This window comes from Streptomyces sp. TLI_171 (genome assembly GCF_003610255.1).
Taxonomy (GTDB): Bacteria; Actinomycetota; Actinomycetes; order Streptomycetales; family Streptomycetaceae; genus Kitasatospora.
Genome location: NZ_RAPS01000001.1, coordinates 7,984,894 through 8,005,352 on the forward strand (window position 1 = coordinate 7,984,894; position 20,459 = coordinate 8,005,352).

Annotated in this window: 16 protein-coding genes; 5 read left to right on the forward strand and 11 right to left on the reverse strand. The window is 75.5% G+C overall.

Annotation, left to right across the window (positions count from 1 at the left end):
• Positions 1–153: 153 nt before the first annotated feature.
• The 3 genes from BX266_RS40510 (at position 154) to BX266_RS35710 (ending at position 5,252) form a co-directional block, all read left to right on the forward strand.
• Positions 154–837 carry an N-acetylmannosamine-6-phosphate 2-epimerase gene (locus BX266_RS40510; RefSeq protein ID WP_259465203.1) on the forward strand — a complete coding sequence of 228 codons (684 nt, stop codon included), beginning with the start codon at positions 154–156 and terminating at the stop codon, positions 835–837.
• Positions 834–3,470: a glycosyl hydrolase-related protein gene (locus BX266_RS35705; protein ID WP_099906841.1), complete on the forward strand. Its 2,637-nt coding sequence runs from the start codon at positions 834–836 to the stop codon at positions 3,468–3,470. Before BX266_RS40510 ends, BX266_RS35705 begins: the two co-directional genes overlap by 4 nt.
• A 255-nt stretch (positions 3,471–3,725) precedes the next feature.
• A complete protein-coding gene (locus BX266_RS35710) occupies positions 3,726–5,252 on the forward strand; it encodes a PucR family transcriptional regulator (RefSeq protein ID WP_099906843.1) in 1,527 nt (508 codons plus the stop codon).
• Positions 5,253–5,259: 7 nt separating this feature from the next.
• Here the strand turns inward: BX266_RS35710 and BX266_RS35715 are convergent, their stop codons facing one another.
• The 5 genes from BX266_RS35715 to BX266_RS35735 form a co-directional block, all read right to left on the reverse strand.
• Positions 5,260–6,609, reverse strand: coding sequence for a M20/M25/M40 family metallo-hydrolase (locus tag BX266_RS35715; protein WP_099906845.1), 1,350 nt, complete (start codon positions 6,607–6,609; stop codon positions 5,260–5,262).
• Between the two features lie 30 nt (positions 6,610–6,639).
• A complete protein-coding gene (locus BX266_RS35720; RefSeq protein WP_099906847.1) occupies positions 6,640–7,473 on the reverse strand; it encodes a M55 family metallopeptidase in 834 nt (277 codons plus the stop codon).
• Entirely contained in the window at positions 7,461–8,468 is a 1,008-nt protein-coding gene (locus tag BX266_RS35725) for an LD-carboxypeptidase (protein WP_099906849.1), read from the reverse strand. The genes BX266_RS35720 and BX266_RS35725 overlap by 13 nt, the downstream gene beginning before the upstream one ends.
• Positions 8,465–10,516 (reverse strand): prolyl oligopeptidase family serine peptidase, encoded by a 2,052-nt coding sequence (locus BX266_RS35730; RefSeq protein WP_099906852.1) that lies wholly within the window; start codon positions 10,514–10,516, stop codon positions 8,465–8,467. Before BX266_RS35730 ends, BX266_RS35725 begins: the two co-directional genes overlap by 4 nt.
• 87 nt (positions 10,517–10,603) lie before the next feature.
• Positions 10,604–11,485, reverse strand: coding sequence for a MurR/RpiR family transcriptional regulator (locus BX266_RS35735; RefSeq protein ID WP_099906854.1), 882 nt, complete (start codon positions 11,483–11,485; stop codon positions 10,604–10,606).
• Between the two features lie 154 nt (positions 11,486–11,639).
• Here BX266_RS35735 and BX266_RS35740 point away from each other — a divergent pair, with 154 nt between their 5' ends.
• The gene (locus BX266_RS35740; RefSeq protein WP_180290735.1) at positions 11,640–12,296 is read left to right on the forward strand and encodes a helix-turn-helix domain-containing protein; all 657 of its coding nucleotides are present in this window, start codon (positions 11,640–11,642) and stop codon (positions 12,294–12,296) included.
• Positions 12,297–12,498: 202 nt separating this feature from the next.
• Here BX266_RS35740 and BX266_RS35745 read toward each other — a convergent pair whose 3' ends face one another.
• From BX266_RS35745 to BX266_RS35765, 5 genes are read right to left on the reverse strand one after another with little or no spacing between them, the layout of a single operon-like run.
• Positions 12,499–13,512: an ABC transporter ATP-binding protein gene (locus BX266_RS35745; protein WP_099906857.1), complete on the reverse strand. Its 1,014-nt coding sequence runs from the start codon at positions 13,510–13,512 to the stop codon at positions 12,499–12,501.
• Positions 13,509–14,594: an ABC transporter ATP-binding protein gene (locus tag BX266_RS35750; protein ID WP_099906859.1), complete on the reverse strand. Its 1,086-nt coding sequence runs from the start codon at positions 14,592–14,594 to the stop codon at positions 13,509–13,511. Before BX266_RS35750 ends, BX266_RS35745 begins: the two co-directional genes overlap by 4 nt.
• The gene (locus tag BX266_RS35755) at positions 14,591–15,484 is read right to left on the reverse strand and encodes an ABC transporter permease (RefSeq protein WP_218969302.1); all 894 of its coding nucleotides are present in this window, start codon (positions 15,482–15,484) and stop codon (positions 14,591–14,593) included. The genes BX266_RS35750 and BX266_RS35755 overlap by 4 nt, the downstream gene beginning before the upstream one ends.
• 2 nt (positions 15,485–15,486) lie before the next feature.
• Positions 15,487–16,479 (reverse strand): ABC transporter permease, encoded by a 993-nt coding sequence (locus BX266_RS35760; RefSeq protein ID WP_099906863.1) that lies wholly within the window; start codon positions 16,477–16,479, stop codon positions 15,487–15,489.
• Positions 16,480–16,485: 6 nt separating this feature from the next.
• Complete coding sequence (locus tag BX266_RS35765) at positions 16,486–18,315, reverse strand: ABC transporter substrate-binding protein (protein WP_099906864.1); 1,830 nt, start codon at positions 18,313–18,315, stop codon at positions 16,486–16,488.
• Positions 18,316–18,555: 240 nt separating this feature from the next.
• On the opposite strand from BX266_RS35765, the gene BX266_RS35770 reads away from it, so the two are divergent.
• Complete coding sequence (locus tag BX266_RS35770; RefSeq protein ID WP_099906867.1) at positions 18,556–19,467, forward strand: N-acetylmuramic acid 6-phosphate etherase; 912 nt, start codon at positions 18,556–18,558, stop codon at positions 19,465–19,467.
• A 55-nt stretch (positions 19,468–19,522) separates the two neighbouring features.
• Here the strand turns inward: BX266_RS35770 and BX266_RS35775 are convergent, their stop codons facing one another.
• Entirely contained in the window at positions 19,523–20,458 is a 936-nt protein-coding gene (locus BX266_RS35775) for a MurR/RpiR family transcriptional regulator (RefSeq protein ID WP_099906868.1), read from the reverse strand.
• Position 20,459 lies beyond the last annotated feature (1 nt).

The following is a 20,459-nucleotide window of genomic DNA, read 5'->3' on the forward strand; positions in this document are numbered from 1 at the left end:
GGCGCGGGCCGAGCCGCCGGACACCTGCCGGCCACCGCGCCCTGGCAGGACGTCGTCACCGCGCTGGGCACGGCCGTCGAGCGGCTCCTCCCCGACACCCGCCGAGAAAGGCCGACCGTGCTCCCTGCCGCGCCCCCGTCCTGCCGACCGCCCCTGCCGCCCGGCCTGGCCGGACGGCTGGTGGTCTCCTGCCAGGCCCTGCCGGGCGAGCCGCTGCACGGACCGCAGTACATGGCGCAGATGGCCGTCGCCGCGCACAGCGGCGGCGCCGCCGCCGTACGGATCAACGGCCCCGCCGACATCGCCGCCGTCCGGATGGCCGTCCCGCTGCCCGTCATCGGCCTGTGGAAGGACGGCGAAAACGGCCCGTACATCACCCCGACCCTCGAACACGCCCTCGCCGTGGCCGAGGCCGGCGCCGACGTCGTCGCCCTGGACGGCACCGGCCGCCCCCGCCCCGACGGCCGCACCCTCGCCGAGACGATCGAGGCGCTGCACGCCCGCGGCATCCCCGTCATGGCGGACGTCGCCACCCTGGAGGAGGGCCTCGCCGCGGCCGCCGCCGGCGCCGACCTGGTGAGCACCACCCTCTCCGGCTACACCTCCGACAGCCCCGCCCAGGCCGGACCCGACCTGGCCCTGGTGCGCGCCCTTGCCGAGCGCCTCGACGTCCCCGTCGTCGCCGAGGGCCGCATCGCCACCCCCGCAGAGGCCGCCGCTGCCCTCGCCGCCGGTGCCCACACCGTCGTGGTCGGCGGCGCCATCACCCGCCCCGCCGCCCTGACCGCCCGCTTCGCCGCCGCACTCGCCCGCACCGCCCCGGAGGACCAGCCGTGACCACCACCCCGCCCGTGGACTGCCACGTCGTCACCCACGTGCACTGGGACCGCGAGTGGTACCGCCCGTTCGAGTCCTACCGCGCCCGCCTCGTCGAACTCGCCGAACGCGTCTGCGACGAACTCGACGACGGCCGGATGACCACCTTCCACCTGGACGGCCAGACCATCGTGCTCGCCGACGTCCAGGCGCTGCGCCCGGACCTCGCCGACCGGCTCGCCGCCCACGCCCGGGCCGGGCGGCTCACCCTCGGCCCCTGGCACGTGCTCGCCGACAACCAGCTCGTCTCCGGCGAGAACCTGGTCCGCAACCTGCTGACCGCCCGCCGCTGGGGCACCCGGGTCGGCGTGCTCGCCGACGTCGGCTACTGCCCCGACACCTTCGGCCACCCCGCCGACCTGCCGCGCATCCTCAACGGCTTCGGGATGGACACCGCCCTGGTGTGGCGCGGAGCCCCCGACGGCGTCGCCCGCTTCCACTGGCGCTCGCCCGACGGCTCCCAGGTGCTGGCCGCCAACCAGGGCTACCACGCCGCCGAGGTGCTGTGGGCCGAACCCGACGGCGACGCCGGCCGCGCCGCCCGCCTCAAGGACTTCCTCACCGCCGAACGCGACCGGTTGCCCGGCGGCCCCTGGCTGCTGATGAACGGCGGCGACCACCTCGCCCCCACCGACCCCGCCGGGGCGCTCGCCGCCACCGCCCCCAGCGCGGCCGAGCAGGGCGCCGTTCTGACCGAGAGCACCCTGGCCGCGTTCTTCGCAGCAGCCCGAGAGGCCGCCGACGCAGGCGGCGTCCCCCTGGTCGAAGGACCCCTGCGGCACCGCCCGGGCCGGCTCACCTTCCTGCTGCCCGGCACCTTCTCGGCGCGCACCTACCTCAAGCAGGCCAACGCCGCCGCCCAGACCGACCTGGAGCGCTGGGCCGAACCCCTGCTGGCGCTGCACGCCCCCGACGACGCCACCCTCGCCGCGGAACTGCGTCACGCCTGGGAACTGCTGCTGCGCAACGCCCCGCACGACTCGATCTGCGGCTGCAGCGTGGACGAGGTGCACCGCGAGAACGAGGTCCGCTTCGAGCGCGTCCGGCAGACCGCCGACCACCTGGTGCTGCGCGCCCTGGGCGCCGCGGGCCTGGACACCCGCTACGGAGACCCGGAGACCGAACGGGCCGCCTTCGCCGTCCTCAACCCGCACCCGCGCCCGCACACCGGCCCCGTCACCGTGGAGCTGCTGACCGCGCCCGGCCGCCACCCGCAGTCCCTCACCGGCCCCGACGGCGCCCCCGTCCCGTTCGAGGCCGAACTCCTCGGCGAGGAGACCGCGTTCGAGGCCGACCTCGACCTCCTGCCGGACTCCCGCCCCGCTCTGCGCCACCGCCTGCACCTGCTGGCCGCCGACGTGCCCGCCCTCGGCCACGCCGTGCACACCGTCGTGCTGGGCGACACCCCGCGGCCGGACGCGGGCGCCACCGTCGAGGAGGGCGTGCGCACCCTGCCGCTGGCCGACGGCGCCACCCTGACCGCCCGGGACGACGCCGCCCTGACCCTGCGGCTCCCCGACGGCACCGAACTGCCCGGCCTGGCCGCCCTGCTGGACGACGGCGACCGCGGCGACACCTACAACTTCGACCCCGTCCCGCACGACGCGCCGCGGGCACCGCGCCTGCTGGCCGCCCGCCGCCGGACCTCCGCGGTGCGCACCGTGCTGGAGCTCGACGCGGTGATCGAGCTGCCGACCGGCCTCACCGCGGACCGCGCCGCCCGCTCGGCCGACACGGTGGAGGTCCCGCTCACGGTCACCGTCGCGCACTGGCCCGGCCACGACGGCCCGCTGCGCTGGAACCTGACCTTCGAGAACACCGCCGACGACCACCGGCTGCGGGTGCACTTCCCCACCCCGGCCCCGTCCGCCCGCTGGAGTGCCGACACCCACTACAGCCTCCTCGACCACCCGGTCGGCCCGGACCTCGGCCCGCTGCCCACCGAGCGCGCCCACGAGGCCGAGTACGGCTGCGTGCCCGTGCAGAGCGTCTCCGCGATCGGCGACGGCGAGCTGCGGATCGCCGTCGCCGCCGCCGGACTGCCCGAACGGACCGGCCTGGCGGCCGGGTTCAGCCCGTCGGGGCAGGACGAGCTGGTGGTCACCCTGCTGCGCTCGGTCGGCTGGCTCTCCCGCTTCGACCTGAACGCCCGCACCACCGGCGCGGGCCCGATGATGGCCACCCCCGAAGCCCAGTGCCGCCGCCGGCACTCCTTCGACCTGGCGCTGGCCGTCGGCGCCCCCGTCGCCGCCGACGCCGACATGGTGGGCCTGGCCGAGGCCGCCACCGTCCCTCTGCGCGCCGCCCAACTGCGCCCCGGCACCGCCCCCGCGGCGACCGGCGCCCCAGGCCTGCGGGTGCGCGGCGCGCGGATGACCGCCCTCAAGGGCGCGGAGGACGGCAACGGCCTGGTGCTGCGCCTGTCCAACCCCACGGGACGGCGCACCGCCGTCGAGGTCGAACTCCCCGAGGGGTGGCGGGCCGCGCCGGTCCGCCTGGACGAGTCGCCGACGGGGGAGCCCCACCCGGCCGGGGCCCTCGCCCTGGACCTGGCCCCGTACGCACTGGTCAGCCTGCGGCTGACCCGGCTCTGAGCCGGGCCGCGCACCCGGGAGCCGAGCTGCCCGGACGGGTGGGGTGCGTTCCGGGAGGCGGCAGGTTCCTGCAAGGAGGGGGGAGCCTGCCGGGACCACTGGGGGGCTGCGCGGACGCGGACCCTCAACGGCCCACGGCCCGCCCCCACCCTCGCGCCCGGCCCGTCCAGCAGCCGGAACTGTCATGACCGGTGCGCGCACCGGGCCTCCTGTGCTATCACATCGAAGATCACCCGTCCGTCGAACGATCGGTCCATGCCCCTCACCGTCCGCGACCTCCTGGCCATCCCCGCACTGCGGTTGACGCTCGCCGCGGGCAACGCCGGGCTGGGCCGCACGGTCGAGGCCGCCCACGCCTCAGAGGCCACCGACCCGTCCGCCTGGCTGGAGGGCGGCGAAGTGGTCATGACCACCGGCCTGTTACTGGGCGCCGCCCCCGACGACCTGGCAGCCTTCATCGCCGACCTCGACCGGGCCGGCGCCGCGGCGCTCGTGCTCGGCCTCGGCCCCTCCCTGCCCCACCAGCAGGTGCCGCCCGCCCTCGCCCGGGCCGCCGACCGACACGGCCTCCCGCTGATCACCGTCCCCGAACGCACCTCGCCGGCCGCCGTCACCAAAGCCGTCTTCGACGCCCGCTCCGCCGAGGAACGCCGCCTGCTGGAGCGCACCCTGCGCACCCAGCGCCGCCTCACCGCAGCCGCGGCCTCCCCGGACGGCCTCACCGACTTACTCACCGCCTGGTACCGCGCCACCGGTGTCGCCGTCGTGGTCTGCGACGTCCTGACCAGAGCGCTCGGTGCCGCCGGGGCCGACGCCGCCGAGGTGCTGGCGGGCGCCGCCACGATCCTGGACTCCGTCGCCCTGCGCGGCCTGCGCGGCAGCGGCGGCGGCGAACTGCCCGGCGGCCCCGTGCACGCCCAGCCGCTCGGCGCCGCCCGGCTGCGCGGCTTCGTCGTGCTGGTCGGCGCGAGCACCGCCGAGACCCGCCTGCTGGGCAGCGTCCTGGTCTCGCTGCTCTCCGTCGAACTGGAACGCCGCCACCTCGCCGAGGAACCCCGCCGCCGCCACCGCACCACCGTGCTCAGCCGACTGTTCGCCGCCGACCTCAGCGCCTCCCGGGCCACCGCCCTGCTCTCCTCGGTCAACCTGTCGGCCGGACCGCTGCGCGCCCTCGCCGTGCACGTCGCCGCCCGCGCCGACCCGCCGCCCGGGACGGGCCGCCCCAGCGAGGCCGCCGAGACCGCCGCCGACCTGGCCCTGGCGATACCCGGTGGCCTCGCCCGAGCCGTCGGCACCACCGTCGAGGCCGTCGTGCCCGAGGGCACCGACGCGCTCGCGCTGCTCGCCCGCTTCGCCCCCGGCCGCCCGGCGGGCATCGGGCCCGCGGTCGCCCCCCAGCACGCCGCGCTCTCCCTGCGCCAGGCCCACGCCCTGCTCCCGGCCAGCACCCAGGCCGGCCGTCCCGTCACCGCGGCCGAGGCGGGCTCGGTCCGGCTGCTGCTCAGCCTGGGCAGCCCCGCGCTGCTCGCGGCGTTCGCCGACACCGCGCTCGCCGCCCTCGACGCCGCCGACCCCGACCACGAGCTGACCGAGACCCTCCGGGTCTGGCTGGAGACCAACGGGAGCTGGGCGGAGACCTCCGCCCTGCTCGGCCTGCACCGGCACACCGTGCAGAACCGCATCGCCAAGATCGGCCGCCTGACCGGCCGCCGCATGGACCGTGCCGAGGACCGGATCGACCTGTGGCTGGCCCTGCGCGCCCGCGAGGCGGCCGGGTTCTGACGGACCCTCAGTACGTCCGCAGGAAGCGGTCGAGCACCCGGACGCCGAACTGCAGGCCGGCGGCGGGCACCCGCTCGTCCACGCCGTGGAACATGCCGTAGTAGTGCAGCGACGGGTCCAGCAGCAGCGGGGCGAAGCCGTACGAGCGGATGCCCAGCCGGGCGAAGGACTTGGCGTCGGTGCCGCCGGACATCACGAACGGCACCGGCCGGGCCAGCGGGTCCTCGGCGCGCAGCGCGTCGGCCATCGCCGCGAACGCCGGCCCCTGGTGGTCGGCGGCCACGGCGTCCTCGCAGTTGATGAACTCCCTCGTGACGCCCGGACCGAGCAGGCGGTCCACGGTGGCCAGGAACTCCTCCCGGTGGCCGGGCAGGAACCGGCCGTCCACCTCCGCGTGCGCCCGGCCGGGGATCACGTTGACCTTGCCGCCCGCGGCCAGCACCGTCGGGTTGGCCGAGTCGCGCACCGTGCAGTCGAACAACTCGCCGAGCTGCCCGAACCGGACCGCCTCCTCCGCCAGCCGGGAGCGGTCGATGTGCAGGCCCAACTCCCGCTCCAGGGCGGAGAGCAGGGCCTCCACGGGCGGCGTCGGCGCGGTCGGCCAGCGGTGCGAGGCGAGCCGGGACAGGGCGTGCACCAGGGTCGCCACCGCGTTGTCCGGGTTCTGCTTGGAGCCGTGCCCGGCCGTCCCCCGGGCGGTCAGCCGCATCCAGGCGGTCCCGCGCTCGCCGACCGCCACCGGGTACACCCGCAGCTCCCGCCCGGCCTGCGGCCCGCGCTCCGGGCGGGCGGTGATCGAGAAGCCGCCCGACTCGCTGATCGCCTCCCGGCAGCCCTCGAACCACTCCCGGTGCCGGGCCACCACGAACCGGGAGCCGAAGTCGCCGGTCGACTCCTCGTCCGCGAGAAACGCGAGCACGACGTCCCGCCGCGGCCGCACGCCGGTGCGCGCCCAGTGCCGCGCCAGCGCCAGCACCATCGCCACGGTGCCCTTCATGTCGACCGCGCCGCGCCCCCACAGGCAGCCGTCGGCGAGGTCCCCCGACAGCGGATGGCGCGCCCAGTCGGCGGCGTCGAAAGGAACGGTGTCCAGGTGGCCGTGGACCAGCAGCGGCGGCAGCGACGCGTCGTGGCCGCCGATCCGCGCCAGCACCGTGGAGCGGTGCGGCGCCGCCTCCACCAGCACCGAGGCGATGCCCGCCGCGTCCAGCGCGGCGCCCACGTACTCGGCGGCCACCCGCTCGCCCGGCCCGGTGCCGTCGCCGGGGTTGGTGGTGTCGATGCGCAGCAGGTCGTGGCAGAGCCGGACGGCGTCATCGCCCGCGGCGGCGAGGGCGGGCTCGGGAACGGTGGTCATGGGGTCCTCTCCGTTGCGGGGTTGGGGGCGTCAGCCGTAGTGCGCTTCCGCGGCGGACGCCGCCACGGTCGTGCACACCTTGAAGGTGCGGGCGCCGTCGGTGGCGGTCGGCGCCGCGTAGGCGACGGTGCGCGGTCCGGTCCGCTCCACCGTCGGCACCGCCTCCACCGCCGCCGCCTGGTGGGTGGCGTGGAAGGTCACCTCGAAGCGGTGCTCGCGCGGCACACCGATCGGGCGCCGCGCCGCGAGCGCGGCCCGCGCCGCGGCCCGGGCCTGCTCCTCGATCAGAGCGGCGCTGCGGGCCGGCGGCAGGCAGACCGCCGCGTACCGGCTGACCGCCCGCTTGACGGCGGCGGTCCGCGCCTGCGGGGCCCAGCGCCCGGCGGCCGCGCAGGTCAGGTCGTCCCCGGTGACCAGCAGCACCGGCACGCCGTGCTCGGCCGCGACCAGGGCGTTCATCCGGCCCTCGTCGGCGGCCTCGCCGTCGATCCGGAAGTCGACCAGGCCCGTGCCCAGGTAGGTGTGCGCGAGCACCCCCTCCTCGCCCGCCCCGGTGTGGTAGCCGAGCATCACCACGCCGTCCGTGTCCTGCACCCCGTGCATCATGCCGAGCGGCTTGTGCCGGCCCGTCAGGAGCGCGGCGCGCTCGTCCAGGTCCTCGATCAGGACGTTGCGCTGCGTGTAGTGGGCCTCGTTGACCAGCACCTCGGTGGCGCCGCCCGCGAACAGCCCCGCCACGCAGGCGTTGACGTCACCGGTCAGCAGGCGCCGCATCCGCTCCCAGGCCGCGGTGCCCGGCTCCACGTCGTCGGGCCAGGTGACGCCGGTGGCGCCTTCCATGTCGGCGGAGATCATGACGCGCACGGGCGGGTGTCCTTCCGGTCGTGGTCGGTCGTGTCCTGCTCCGCTGCGGCCCGGGGCGACAGCGGGGGTTCCGCGAGCAGCAGGGTGCTCGCGCCGGCCCCGGGGGCGGCGGTCAGCGCGGCGCGCACGCCCAGCGGCACGGTCAGCTGGACGGGGCCGTGCCCGGCCGGCAGCCCCGCCGCCACCGGCACGCCCAGCCCGGCCAGGCGGTCGTGCAGCACCTCGGCCACCGCCTGGGGCGGGCCGCAGTCGGTGAAGTCGCCCAGGACGATCCCGGCGACGGCACCGAACACCCCGGCCCGGCGCAGTTGCGTGAGGATCCGGTCGAGCCGGTACGGTTCCTCGCCGATCTCCTCCAGTAGCAGCAGGCAGCCGTCCGGGACCACCGGACCGGGCCCGCCCAGCGAGGACGCCAGCAGGCTCGCGTTCCCGCCGGCCAGCACGCCCTCCGCCCGCCCGGGCGTCAACGCGGCCGCCTGCAGCGGAAGTTCGCGCACCGTCTCCGGGGTGAACAGCACCCGGCGGAGGTGGGCGGCGGAGCGCGGCTCGGTGAACGCGCCGGTGGCGACCATCGGCCCGTGCAGGGTGGCCACGCCCAGCCGGGCGGCGAACAGCCGGTGCAGTTCGGTGACGTCGCTGAAGCCGACCAGCGGCTTCGGCGCGGCCGCCGCCATCGCCCGCCAGTCCAGCAGGTCCGCGGTCCGCTGGCAGCCGTAACCGCCGCGGGCGCACAGCACCGCGGCGATCCGCGGATCGGTCCAGGCCGCCTGCAGGTCGGCGGCCCGGTCCGCGTCCCGTCCCGCGAGGTGCCCCAGGTGGGAGGCGGTCGCGTGCGGCGTCACCGACACCTGCAGCCCCCAGGACTCCAGCACCCGGACGCCATGCGCCAGCCGCTGCGGCTCCACCGGCCCGGCGGGCGCGACGACCGCCACCGTGTCGCCCGGGCGGAGCGCGGGCGGGCGCAGCGGCGGGGGAGGGGTGCGGGGGGCGCTCACCGGTGGGCCTCCGGGGTGCGAGCGCCGGCGGCCTGCCCGAGCTGCCCGTCCGGCCGCTCGGCGAGGCCGAAGATCTGCTGGTAGAAGGCGAGTTCGGCGCGCAGGGCGGCGACGATCGTGCTGCTGCGCCGCCAGCCGTGCTGCTCGCCCGGGAACTCCAGCAGGGTGCAGGGCAGTCCGGCGGCCTGCAGCGCCTCTGCGAAGGCCCGGGACTGCTCCGGCCCCACGACGACGTCCTCCAGCCCGTGCATCAGCAGGGCGGGCCCGCTCGCCCGGTGAGCGTTGCGCACCGGTGAGCGCTCCTCGTACCGGGCGGCGGCCTCGGGGAGCGGGCCGATCAGTCCGTCCAGGTAGCGGGACTCGAAGTCGTGGGTGTCCGCGGCCCAGGCCAGCGGGTCGGTGATGCCGTAGTGCGAGACGGCGCCCGCGTACAGGCCCGCCGAGGTGAGCGAGGCCAGCGCCGTCCAGCCGCCCGCGCTGCCGCCGCGCACCGCGAGCCGCCGCTCGTCGGCCAGGCCGCGGGCGACCAGGCCGCGCGCCACCGCCGCGCAGTCCGCCACGTCCACCACGCCCCAGGTGCCGCGCAACCGCTCGCGGTAGGCGCGGCCGTAGCCGGTGGAGCCCCCGTAGTCGACGTCGGCCACGCCGATGCCGCGGCTGGTGAAGAAGGCGACCTCCAGGTCCAGCGCGATCGGCGATCCGCCGGTCGGGCCGCCGTGCACGAACACCACCCACGGCGGAAGCTCGCCCGGGGCGAGCGCGTGGTCGGGGCTGCGCGGCGGGTACAGCGCGGCGTGCACCGGCTGCCCGTCGGCGGCGCGGAACACCTCGGTGCGGGGCCGCGGCAGCCAGTCGGCGGCGCGCGGTACGACGGCCTCGCCGGTCAGCGCCTGGTGGGAGCCGCCCTCGGACAGGTCGGCCAGCACCACGCGGTGCTGGGCCCACGGCGAACCGGCCACGCACACCGCGAGCCCGTCGGCCGCGTGCACGGTCGCCGCGAAGTCGCCGTAGGGCAGCGGCAGGTCGCGGACGCTGTCGTCGGACGGGTCCACCACGCCCAGGCGGCGGTCGCTGCCGGTGCCGTGCACGGCCACCGCACGGCCGTCCGGCAGCGGTGCGAACCAGGCGGCGCCCGGTCGCCACAGCGCGCCGCCGAACTCCTCCGCACGGGGCGCCACCGTCCGGGCCGGCCCGCCGTCCAGCGGCACCAGCCGCAGGTTCCACCAGCCGTCCGGATCGGCCACCGCCCACAGGGTGTCCGCGTCCCGCCACTCCGCCTGGACCACCGAGCAGTCCGGGCCGCCTGCCACCACCCGGGGAGCACCCGGACCGGTCAGGGCGGCGACGCACAGCTCCGTGCCGTCCCACGGCATCGCGGGGTGGTTCCAGCCGATCCACGACAGGTGCCGCCCGTCCGGGGACATTCGCGGGCAGGCCAGGAAGTCGTAGCCGTCGGCCAGCACGCGCACCCGGGCCGGGTCGTCGACGGCCGAGCCGTCCAGCGGCACCGCCACCAGGGCGCGCCGCACCTCGCGCGGGCCCGCTCCGATGCTCTCGCGCACGCACCAGACCTCGGCGCGGCCGGGCGGCGCGTACAGGTCGCCGTAGCGCACCGCGGGACCGCCCGCCGCGTCCGGGACGGCGGCTGTCAGCGGGCGCGGCGGCGTGCCGGGGACGGCCAGCAGCAGGCGCTGGTCGTGCCAGTCGACGAAGACCAGCGCGGACGCGGGGCCGGCCGGATCGCCCGCCGGCTCGTCCGCCGGCAGGGCCACCGGCCGCCAGGCACGGCCGCCGTACTCGTGCAGCCGACTGCGGGCGTTGAACCCGTCCGGCAGCAGGTCCTGCACCGTGCCGTCGGGGGAGCGACGCACCACGCAGCGGCGGCCGCCCTCCAGCGGGCGGGGCTCGTCCCACCAGACGGCGAGGCCGGAGGGCTCGGGGACGAGTTCCGCCCAGCCGGGGACGCCGTCCTCGCGGGCCACGTCCTCGGCGTCGATCGGGGAGGGCCAGGCGCCCGGGGCGGGGCGGCCGGGAACTGCTGAAGTCATGGGTCACCAATGCTCGTCGGGGAGCTGCTCGTTCGTGGCGTGCTCGTGCGCGGGGTGCCCGGCGCCGCGGGCGGGGAACGGGACGGGTCAGCCGTCGGGGAAGCGGTCCAGCAGGCGGTCGGCCTCCTCCCGGCGCTCCAGCCGGCGCAGCGCGCCCTTGGAACGGGCGGCCGCCGCCGTCACCAGGGCGTGCCCGAGGGCCACCAACGCGGTCGGCGAGTCGGCGAAGGAGGGGCCGCCCGTGGCCGCGGTCAACGTCCGGTCGGCGAGCGGGGCGACCGGCGAGCCGTGTCCGTCCACCACGGCCGTCAGCGGCACGCCGCGGTGGCGCAGCGCCCGAGCGGCCCGCAGGGTCCAGCGGTCGTAGCGGCGCACCGAGTAGACGACCGCCACGTCCTGGGGGCCCGCGTCGGTCAGTGCCTCCACCGCGCGGTCGGTGCCGCCGTCCAGCAGGACGACCCGGCCGAGGACGCTCCCCAGGTCGGCCGCCAGCAGGTGGGCCAGTCCGCGGCTGCGGCCCGTGCCCAGGACGAAGCGCTGGCGGGCCGTCAGCAGGGAGCGTGCGGCGGCGTCCAGCGTGCCGTCGTCGGCGGCCCCGTCCAGGGTGGCGGCGACGTTCGCGGCCTCCCGTTCGGCCATCCGCCGGGTCAGGCCGGGGAGTTGGGCCGGACGCAGCCGGGCTCGGAACCGCTCCTGCGGGGCGGTCAGTTCCCCGTCCAGCCGTTCGGCGACCCTGGCCTGCAGCTCGCCCAGGTCGCGGAACCCGGCCGCGCACACCAGCCGGTGCAGGTCGCCGCCCCCGGCGCCGGCCTCGGCCAGCAGCTCGGTCGGCGGGCGCAGCGCCGAGTCGGGCCAGTCGGCGAGCATGACCCGGGCCAACCGTTCCTCGGTTCCGCCGAGTTCGTTCGCGGCGTCGGCCAGCGTCGCGGCCGGCTCGGACCAGGCGGAGGCGTAGCCGGTGGCCGTCATCGGCTGCTCCTGGTGGGCGGGGTCGGGCGGAGGGTGGGGTTCACGGCGTACTCCCTGGTGGCGAGGCGGAGCGGGACCGGTAGCGTGCTGGGCACCCGGCCGCGGCGGACGGCGGGAGTCCGATCGGACGGGACGGGACGGGACAGGGGAGACGGTGGGACCGGGACGGTACGCGGCGGACGACGGGACGGGGGTCGCCGACCCGCGCGAGGACGGCGCGGCGGCGCGCCTCGGCGAGCGGCTGCACGCGGCCCGGGCCCGCCTGCAGCTCACCCTGGACGGGGTGGCGCAGCGCAGCGGTCTGTCGCGCAGCTTCCTCAGCCGCCTGGAGGCCGGGGATGCGAACCCCACGCTGCGGACCCTGGAAAGGATCGCCGAGGCGGTGCAGACGCCGCTGTCGGTGCTGCTGGGCGGTGGCCCCGCGGCCGCCCGGCCGCCCGGGCCGCCGTTCCCGTCCTCCGCGGTGGTGCACCGTCCGCGCCGTGAGCCCCGGGAGTGGTCGCCCGGGGAGGGGCGGACCTTCCCGCTGACCCCGGTCGGGGCGCGCCGGTTCGAGGCGGTGCTCGCCGAGGGCACCCCGGCCCACCACGCCTTCACCACGTCCCATCCGGGTCAGGAGCTGTGCGTGGTGCTCGCCGGCCGGATCGCCGCCGAGGTCGGCGGCGAACGCTTCGAGCTGGAGGCCGGCGAGGCGCTGCACTACGACGCAGGCGTCGCGCACCGCCTGACCGCGCTGGACCCGAAGGGCCGCTACCTGCTCGTGGTGGCGGGGCCGGGGACCGCCGCCGCGGCCGACCCGCGGCGGCGTTGAGACGCGGCTGACCCGCGGCGGCCGCGGGACGCGGCCCGGCCCGACGGCCGGTCGACGTCCCCGGCCCGCCCGCGCCGGTCTGCCGCACTGCACGGGAAGCTCCACGTCCGCCACGGTACGAGCCGCGCCGCTGCCCGGGCGATCGACGAATCGTCGAGCCCCGGGCGCGGGCCCGCGACATCCGGTCCAGTGCGGCGGCGCGTCAGTGCGCCGCCGCGGCCTCGGTGGCCACCACCCGGCGCGCCCGCGGGTGCAGGCAGGCGTGCCGGTGCGCGTCCTCGGCCGGGAGCGCGGTGAGCACCGGCCGTTGGTCGGTGCACCCGGCGGTCGCGAACGGGCAGCGCGGCGCGAACAGGCACCCCGGGATGGCGGCCCGTTCGTCCAGGGCGGCGAGCGGCACCAGCCGGTCGGGACCGGGCTCCTCCAGGCCGCGCAGCACCGGGATCGCCGACAGCAGGCACTGCGTGTAGGGGTGCACGGGCCGCTGGACGACGGAGTCGGTGGGACCGCGTTCGATGACCTGGCCGCGGTAGATGACGTGCAGTTCGCCGCCCTCGCCGAGGTAGCGGGCGGTGGCCACGTCGTGGGTGATGAACAGCAGGGAGAGGCCGAGGCGCTCGCGCAGGTCCCGCAGCAGGGACAGGACGCCCAGCCGCATCGACACGTCGATCATCGACACCGACTCGTCCGCCACCAGCGCCTCCGGGTCGACGGTCAGCGCCCGGGCGATGACGACCCGTTGGCGCTGTCCGCCGGAGAGCTGGTGCGGGTACTTGGCCAGCACGCCGGCCCGCAGGCCGACCAGTTCCAGCAGTTCGGCGGCGCGCTCGCGCTGCTGGGCGCGGGTGGCGCCGGTCTCCCGGGCGCGCATCCGCAGCGGGTCGCCGAGGATCTGGCCGACGTCCCGGGTCGGGTTGAGTGCCGAGTACGGGTCCTGGTGGATCATCTGGATCCGCCGGAAGTAGGGGGCGCGCCGACGCGCCGTCAGCTTCGACAGGTCCGTTCCGTCGACGAGCAGTTCGCCGTCGTCGAAGGTCTCCAGCCCGGTGAGGATCTTGCCCAGGGTGGTCTTGCCGCAGCCGGACTCGCCGATGAAGGAGACGGCGCCGCCCCTGGGCAGGGTGAAGTCGACGCCGCGCAGGGCGTGCACCGTGCGGGTGCCGGTGAAGGCGCCGCGGGTGGTGTAGGTGCGGGTGATGTTCCTGGCCTCGATCACGGCCGTCCTCCTGTCGGGTCGTCGTGGGCCCGGGGCGCGGGCACGGCGGCGGCCGCGGGGGCCCGGTCCACCGGCTCCGCGTGGCAGGCCCGGAACCGGCCGGGGGCCCACTCGGCCAGTACGGGGTCGCTCTCCTCGCACACCGGCATCGCCAGCGGGCAGCGGTCCCGGAAGACGCAGCCCCGCCGGGCGAGGGTGGTGAGGTCCGGCGGCTGCCCGGGCAGCGCCCGGGCCAGGCCGGTGTCGCCGACGATGCGGGCGGTGGCGCCGATCAGGGCCCGCGTGTACGGGTGCGAGGGCCGCCGGAGCAGTTCCCCGGCGGGGCCGTGCTCCACGATCCGCCCGCCGTACATCACCGCGAGCCGGTCGGCGACCTCGGAGACCACCCCCATGTCGTGGGTGACCACGAGGGTGGCGAGCGCGTTCTCGCGGTGCACGCTGCGCACGATGTCGAGCACCGCGGCCTGGGAGATCATGTCGAGCGCGGTGGTCGGCTCGTCCAGGACCAGCACCTTGGCGTTGAGGACCAGCGCGAGGACGATGCCCACGCGCTGCCGCATGCCGCCGGACAGCTCGTGCTGGTAGGAGTCCAGCACCCGGTCGGCGTCCAGGCCCATCCGCTCGCACAGGTCCTTGGCCCGGCGAACCAGGCCGCGAAGGTCCTCGACCTCATGGGAGCGGCCGAGGTCCAGCAGTTGCTTCCCGACCGTCTTCAGCGGGTTGAGCGAGTTCTGCGACGCCTGGAACACGTAGCCGAGCGCGCCGCCCCGGGTGCTGCGCAGCCGTCGCCCGGTCAGCCGGGTGACGTCGCCGACGCCCGCCACCTCGACGCTCCCGGCGGTGATCCGGCCCGGGGCGGGGACGGCGTTGAGCAGGGACAGCGCCAGAGTGGACTTGCCGGAGCCGGACTCGCCGACCAGGCCGGTGATCTCGCCGGCCCGCAGGTCGAGCGAGGCGCGCGAGACGGCGGGCAGGTCGCCGTGGTCGGTGCGGTAGACGACGGTCAGGTCACGGATCGTGACCTCGGCCGGTCGGGCCCCGGCCGTCGTGGACGCGTCGTGGGAGGGCGTCGGATTGGTCATGACCGCTCCCGCAGTCTCGGGTTGAACAGTTCGTCGACGGCGTCCATGAACAGGACGATGCCGAGGGTGATGAGCAGGATGCAGGTCAGCGGCGCCAGCAGGTACGTCAGTGCCTCCGGGCTGCTCATCACGCCGCCGGAGAAGACCGCCTGGTTGAGCATCACTCCCCAGTTCTCGCTGGAGAACGGCACGACGCCGAGGAAGAACAGCGCGACCTCGGCCCCGATGAAGCCGATCACCGACAGCAGCAGGTTCATCGCCACGTAGGGTGCGATGTTCGGCAGCAACTCGCGCAGCAGGATGTGCCGTTGTGACAGGCCCAGGCCGCGGGCGGCCTCCAGGAACCCGCGCTCGCGCAGCGACAGGGTCTGTGCGCGCACCGCGCGGGCGATGCCGCCCCAGCCGGTGGCGCCCAGCACCAGGCCCATCTGGAACGCGCTGGTGAAGCTCCACAGCGTGGACAGCACGATCAGCAGCGGCAGACCGGGCAGGGTGAGGACGAAGTCGGTCACCCGCATCAGGCCGGAGTCCGCGAGCCCGCGCCGGAAGCCCGCGACCAGGCCCACCAGGGTGCCGACGGCGGCGGCGACCAGGGCCGCGACCGCCGCGGTGAGCAGCACGTAGCGGGCGCCGACCACCACCTCCTGGAGCACGTCGGAGCCGGCGAAGTCGGTGCCGAGCCAGTGCTCGGCGCTGGGCGGGGCGTAGACGGCTTCCGGGTCGACGGCGATCGTCCCGGGGTACAGCAGTGGCCCGAAGGCGGCCATCAGGGCGAACAGCGTGATGATGCCCAGTCCGACGACCCGGCCGGGGCGCCGGGTCAGCACCCGCAGGGTCCGGGTGCGGCGGGAGGAGGGGCGCGGGGCGGCGGGGGCCGGAGGGAAGGTCACGGTCATCGCCTCACCCGGGGGTCGATCACCGAGTACAGCATCTCGGCGAGGATGTTCGCGACCACGATGGTCACCGTGATCAGCAGGAAGGCGCCGCCCATCAGCGGGTAGTCCCGGTTGCCGATGCTCTTCAGCAGCAGGTTGCCGAGGCCCGGGTAGTCGAAGACGTCCTCGATGAGCACCGACCCGGCGAACATGTGGCCGACCGAGAGGGCGAGCGTGGTGAACAGCGGCAGCACGGCGTTACGGCCGACGTAGCGCATCCGGGTGGCCGGGGCGATGCCGCGCAGCTCGGCGGCGAGGATGAAGTCGTCGCCGAGGACGGAGGCCACGCTGGACTTCATGGTCAGCAGCCAGCCGCCGTAGGCGAGCAGCGCGTAGGTGGCCACCGGCAGCACGGCGTGGGTGGCGACCGAGCCCAGGTACTCGGGGGTGAAGCCGGGGGCGATGGTCACGTCGCTGGTGTCGCCGTAGGGCAGCACGTTCCACAGGGTGTGGAACAGGAACGCCAGCAGCAGGGCCAGCACGAAGGACGGCACGCCCGCCATCAGCGAGCCGGACAGCGACAGCAGGCCCCCGCTGCGGGAGTTGCGCCGCACGGCGGCGACCACACCGGCGGTGCAGCCGACCAGGAAGCTGAGCACCAGTCCGGACAGCACCGGCAGCACCGTCCAGGGCACGGCCGCGCGGATCACGTCCGCGACCGGGACGCCGCTGTAGGAGATGGACACCCCCAGGTTGCCGTGGAGCAACTGGCCCAGGTAGCCCAGGTACTGGTCCGGCAAGGGCTCGTGCGAGGTGAACCCGTACACCACGGCGACCTTGGCCCTGGCCAGTTCGGGCGGCATGCCGCCCAGCACGTACGACTCGTAGGCGGCGTCGCCGGGGTTGCCCGGGAGTGCGTGGACGAGGAAGAAGGTGAAGGTGGCGACGGTGAACACCATCGCCAGGCCGGCGGCCAGCTTGGCCGCGAGCCGGAGGAGGAAGCCCTTCATCCGGCGCTACTTCTTCCTGGGCTGGACGTAGCCCTGCATCATCCACACGCCGGGCGAGTTGCTCAGCAGGCCGTCCTGACCGGACTTCGGGAAGTTGGTGAACCGCTTGTCGTTCACGAACTGGACGTTGGTGTAGTCCCAGATCTGGATGACCGGCACCTGCTGGTTGGAGAGCCGGGCCAGCTGCTGGACGACCTCCTTCTGCTCCGCGGGCTTGAGGACGGTCAGCCGGGCGGTCAGCTCACCGGGGTTGACGGTGGCGCCGTCGAGGGCGAAGGAGGTCGGGGTGTTGAGCCAGTTGCCCGAGCCCTGGCCGGACTTGTGGGTGACGGTCGCGCCGATCGCGGTGAAGCCGTCGTCCGCGCCGTAGAGGCGCTGGAAGGCCGCGTCGGTGCCGGGGCCCAGGGCCGTCAGCCAGAAGCCGACCGGATACTTGCCGTCCGCCATCTCCTTCTTGTAGGTGCTGAAGTCGGCGGTCAGCGCGGTCTTGGTCGGAATGCCGAAGGCGGTCAGCTGGTTGGCGACGACGGTGCCGCCGGCGATCCAGTCGCTGAAGCCGTTGACGGTCTGCAGCGTGATGGTCCACGGCGTGCCGTCGGGCAGATGCCAGGCGCCGTCCTTCTTGGTGAGCCCGGCCCGCTGGAGGAGTTCGGCGGCCTTGGCCTCGTCGTGCCGGTACGGGTCGAGCGCGGCCTGCTGCTCGGAGGTGAGCCACTTCTCGGCGACCTTGTCGATCAGGCCGGTGGTGGCCTTCGACGCCGTGCCGCCGGCCGGCTGGCCGACCTTGGTGACGGCTTCGCGGTCGATGACGTGCGCGAGGGCCTGGCGGACCTCCACCTTGTCGAACGGGGCGACGCTCTGGTTGAAGGCCAGCGCCGCGTCCACGTAGTTGATGGCGTCGACGCGCTGGTTGCCCGCCTTCAGGATGCGCTGGAGCACGTTGTCGGGGATGGCGGTGAACGGCGCGGCGTCCAGCTCGCCGTTGGTCATGTAGCTCCAGATCTGGTCGTTGCCGGTGTAGTTGCGCACGACCACCTGCTTGGGGCCGATCCTGTCCGCGGCGAAGAAGTGCGGGTTGCGGTCGAGCACCGCGGAGCCCGGATTGACCCGGGTGATGACGAACGGCCCGGCCGAGACGTCCTTGGCGGGGGCGAACGCGGAGACCTTCTTGCCGATCTCGTTGAGCTTGTCGACGGCTGCCTTCGCCGCATCGGCCTGCGCCGGGTCGGCGCTCTGGCTGGCGTGGATCACCTCCCAGACGTCGGCGGGCAGCAGGGAGCCGTACACCGAGGCGGGGACGATCTTCTGGGTGAGCACCAGGCGCGGGAACTGGATGTTCCTCGCCCCGGGCACCTGGCTGATCTCGTAGGTGTGCGGCGCGGTCTCCTTGACCTCCGCGACGTCCAGGCCCTGGGTGAGCAGGCCGGCCCCGATGGTGGCCGAGCCCTGGGTGAGCGCGATGGCCAGCGACGCCCTGACGTCCTCGACGGTGACGGGCGCGCCGTCGGACCACTTGGCGTCGGGCTCCAGCTCGACCGTGATCGAGGTGTCGGTGGTCTTCCAGCTCCTGGCCAGGCCCGGGAAGAAGTCGTTCGGGTCCTGCGGGTTCTTCTTGGTGAAGCCCAACTGCATGGTGTCGTAGCCGAGGAAGGTGTTGCCGGCGGCGTTGAACGGGTTCATCGGGGCGCCGGCCGAGATCGGGTGGTTGCCGTCGATGGTGGTGAACGTTCCGCCCCCGGCGGAGTCCGAGGACCCCGCGCCGGGGGAGCAGGCCGCGGTCCCGCCGAGCAGGAGGGCGGCCGCGAGGGGGAGGACTGCGCGTCTGGCGTTCTTCATGGGAGCGGGACTCCGATCAACCGGTGCGTGAGGGCGCAGCTGCAGTGCGCCGACCGTAGGAGCCGTGACCCGCTTTCGTCAATGAGTTACGCGGAAGGTTTGACGTTCGTAACTCGATGACTCGCTTGGAGCTGGGGGTTGTTGACGCCCCGACAGGTACAAAGCAACCAAAGCGGCGGGAGGCGATGTTGCAAAACAACGTAACGGGCACGACGATGGCAGAAACCGAGAGGACACCCGATGACCCCGAGCCGTTCCGTCCGCGTCGTGTCGCCCACCGAGCGGCGCAACCCCCGCACCCTGGGCATCGACCGGGCCGACCCGCTCGACGTCCTGCGGCTGCTCAACGCCGAGGACGCCCTCGTCCCCGCAGCCGTGGCCGAGGTGCTGCCCCGGCTCGCGGCCGTGGTGGAGGCCACGGCCGAACGGCTGCGCGGCGGCGGCCGGTTGCACTACTTCGGCGCGGGCACCTCCGGACGCACCGCCGTGGTCGACGCGGCGGAGCTCGGCCCCACCTTCTCGCTGCCCTCCGGCATCGTCGTCGCCCACCACGCGGGCGGCCCGGCCGCGCTGGTCACCGCCGTCGAGGGCAGCGAGGACAGCGAGGAGCTCGGCGCCTGCGACGCCGCCGAGGTGGGACCAGGTGACGTGGCGGTGGGCGTCGCCGCCAGCGGCCGCACCCCCTACGTGGCGGGCGCGCTGGCCACCGCCCGGGCCGCCGGGGCGTTCACCGTCCTGGTCAGCGCCAACCCGGGCGCGCCGCTCGCGCACCTGGCCGACGTGCACGTCGCCGTCGACACCGGCCCCGAGGCGATCGCCGGCTCCACCCGGCTCAAGGCCGCCAGCGCCCACAAGCTCGTCCTCAACGGCCTCTCCACCGCCGTGATGGTGGCGCTGGGGCGCACCTACTCCAACCTGATGGTGGACGTCTCCGCCAGCAACGCCAAGCTGCGCGGCCGACTGGTGACCATCCTGATGGAGGCCACCGGACTCGACGAGGAGCCCTGCGCGCACGCCCTCGCCGGGGCGGACGGCGAACTGAAGACGGCCCTGGTCTGCCTGCTGGCCGACTGCGCGCCCGACGAGGGGCGCCGCCGCCTGGCCGCCGCCCGCGGGCGGGTGGCCGACGCCCTGGAGGCGCAGCCGATCTGACGCCTGCCGGGCGCGCCCGCGGCGGGCCGGGCCACGGCCCGCCGCGGGCGCGCGGCTACAGGCGGTGGTTGCGCACCGCTGCGTAGGTGCGCTCCAGGGCCTTCAGCGTGCGGGCCCGGTGGCGTTGGGCCACCCCGACGAAGAGGCAGTCCACGACCGTGAGCGCGGCGATCCGGCTGGCCATCGCACCGGAGCGGAAGGTGGTCTCGCGCACCGCCGTGGTCAGCACGTGGTCGGCGTGCTCGGTGATCTCCGAGCGCGGGAAGTTGGTGATCGCCACCGTGGTGGCTCCGTTGCGCCGCGCCTCCGCGAGGACCTCGACGGTGGCCGCGGTGTCGCCGGTGTGCGACACCCCGATCGCCACGTCGCCGCCGCGCAGCAGCGCCGCCGAGGTCAGCGCGATGTGCGGGTCCACCCAGGCGTTGACCCGGCGGCCGATCCGGTGCAGCTTCTGCTGCAGGTCCAGGGCGACCAGGCCGCTCGCCCCCACCCCGTACACGTCGATGCCGTCGGCCGAGGAGACCGCGTCCACCGCCCGCTTCAAGGCGTGCAGGTCGAGCTGGCCGACGGTGTCCTCGACCGCGCGGGCGTCGGCGAAGCCGAGCTTGGCGACGATGTCGGCCAGCGAGTCGCGCGGCCCGATGTCCGCGCCGACCGCGCTCCAACCGGCGCTGCTCTCCTCGACACTGGCCGCCGAGGCCAGGCCGATCCGCAGGTCCGGGTACCCCTTGAGGCCGAGCGTGCGGCAGAACCGCATCACGGTGGTCTCCGACGTGCGGCACTCGGCGGCCAGCTCGCTGATGGTCTGCGCGGCCACGTTCGCCGGATCGGCGAGCGCGGCCTCGGCGACCCGGCGCTCGGCGGGCGCCAGCGAGGGCAGCAGCGCCCGGATCTGGACGAGCACCGTCTGCGGCGGGCCGCTGGGCGCGGGGGCGGCGGCGGGGCGGGCGGCGGACCTGCGCCTGGGGCGGGTTCCGTCGGCTGCTGTCATC

Excerpts from the sequence above, each read along its gene's own strand:
- BX266_RS35710 (WP_099906843.1), top strand. The coding sequence starts at position 3,726 with ATGCCCCTCACCGTCCGCGACCTCCTGGCCATCCCCGCACTGCGGTTG.
- BX266_RS35765 (WP_099906864.1), bottom strand. The coding sequence starts at position 18,315 with ATGAAGAACGCCAGACGCGCAGTCCTCCCCCTCGCGGCCGCCCTCCTG.
- BX266_RS35735 (WP_099906854.1), bottom strand. The coding sequence starts at position 11,485 with ATGACGGCCACCGGCTACGCCTCCGCCTGGTCCGAGCCGGCCGCGACG.
- BX266_RS35760 (WP_099906863.1), bottom strand. The coding sequence starts at position 16,479 with ATGAAGGGCTTCCTCCTCCGGCTCGCGGCCAAGCTGGCCGCCGGCCTG.
- BX266_RS35730 (WP_099906852.1), bottom strand. The coding sequence starts at position 10,516 with ATGACTTCAGCAGTTCCCGGCCGCCCCGCCCCGGGCGCCTGGCCCTCC.
- BX266_RS35715 (WP_099906845.1), bottom strand. The coding sequence starts at position 6,609 with ATGACCACCGTTCCCGAGCCCGCCCTCGCCGCCGCGGGCGATGACGCC.
- BX266_RS35775 (WP_099906868.1), bottom strand. The coding sequence starts at position 20,458 with ATGACAGCAGCCGACGGAACCCGCCCCAGGCGCAGGTCCGCCGCCCGC.
- BX266_RS35770 (WP_099906867.1), top strand. The coding sequence starts at position 18,556 with ATGACCCCGAGCCGTTCCGTCCGCGTCGTGTCGCCCACCGAGCGGCGC.
- BX266_RS35750 (WP_099906859.1), bottom strand. The coding sequence starts at position 14,594 with ATGACCAATCCGACGCCCTCCCACGACGCGTCCACGACGGCCGGGGCC.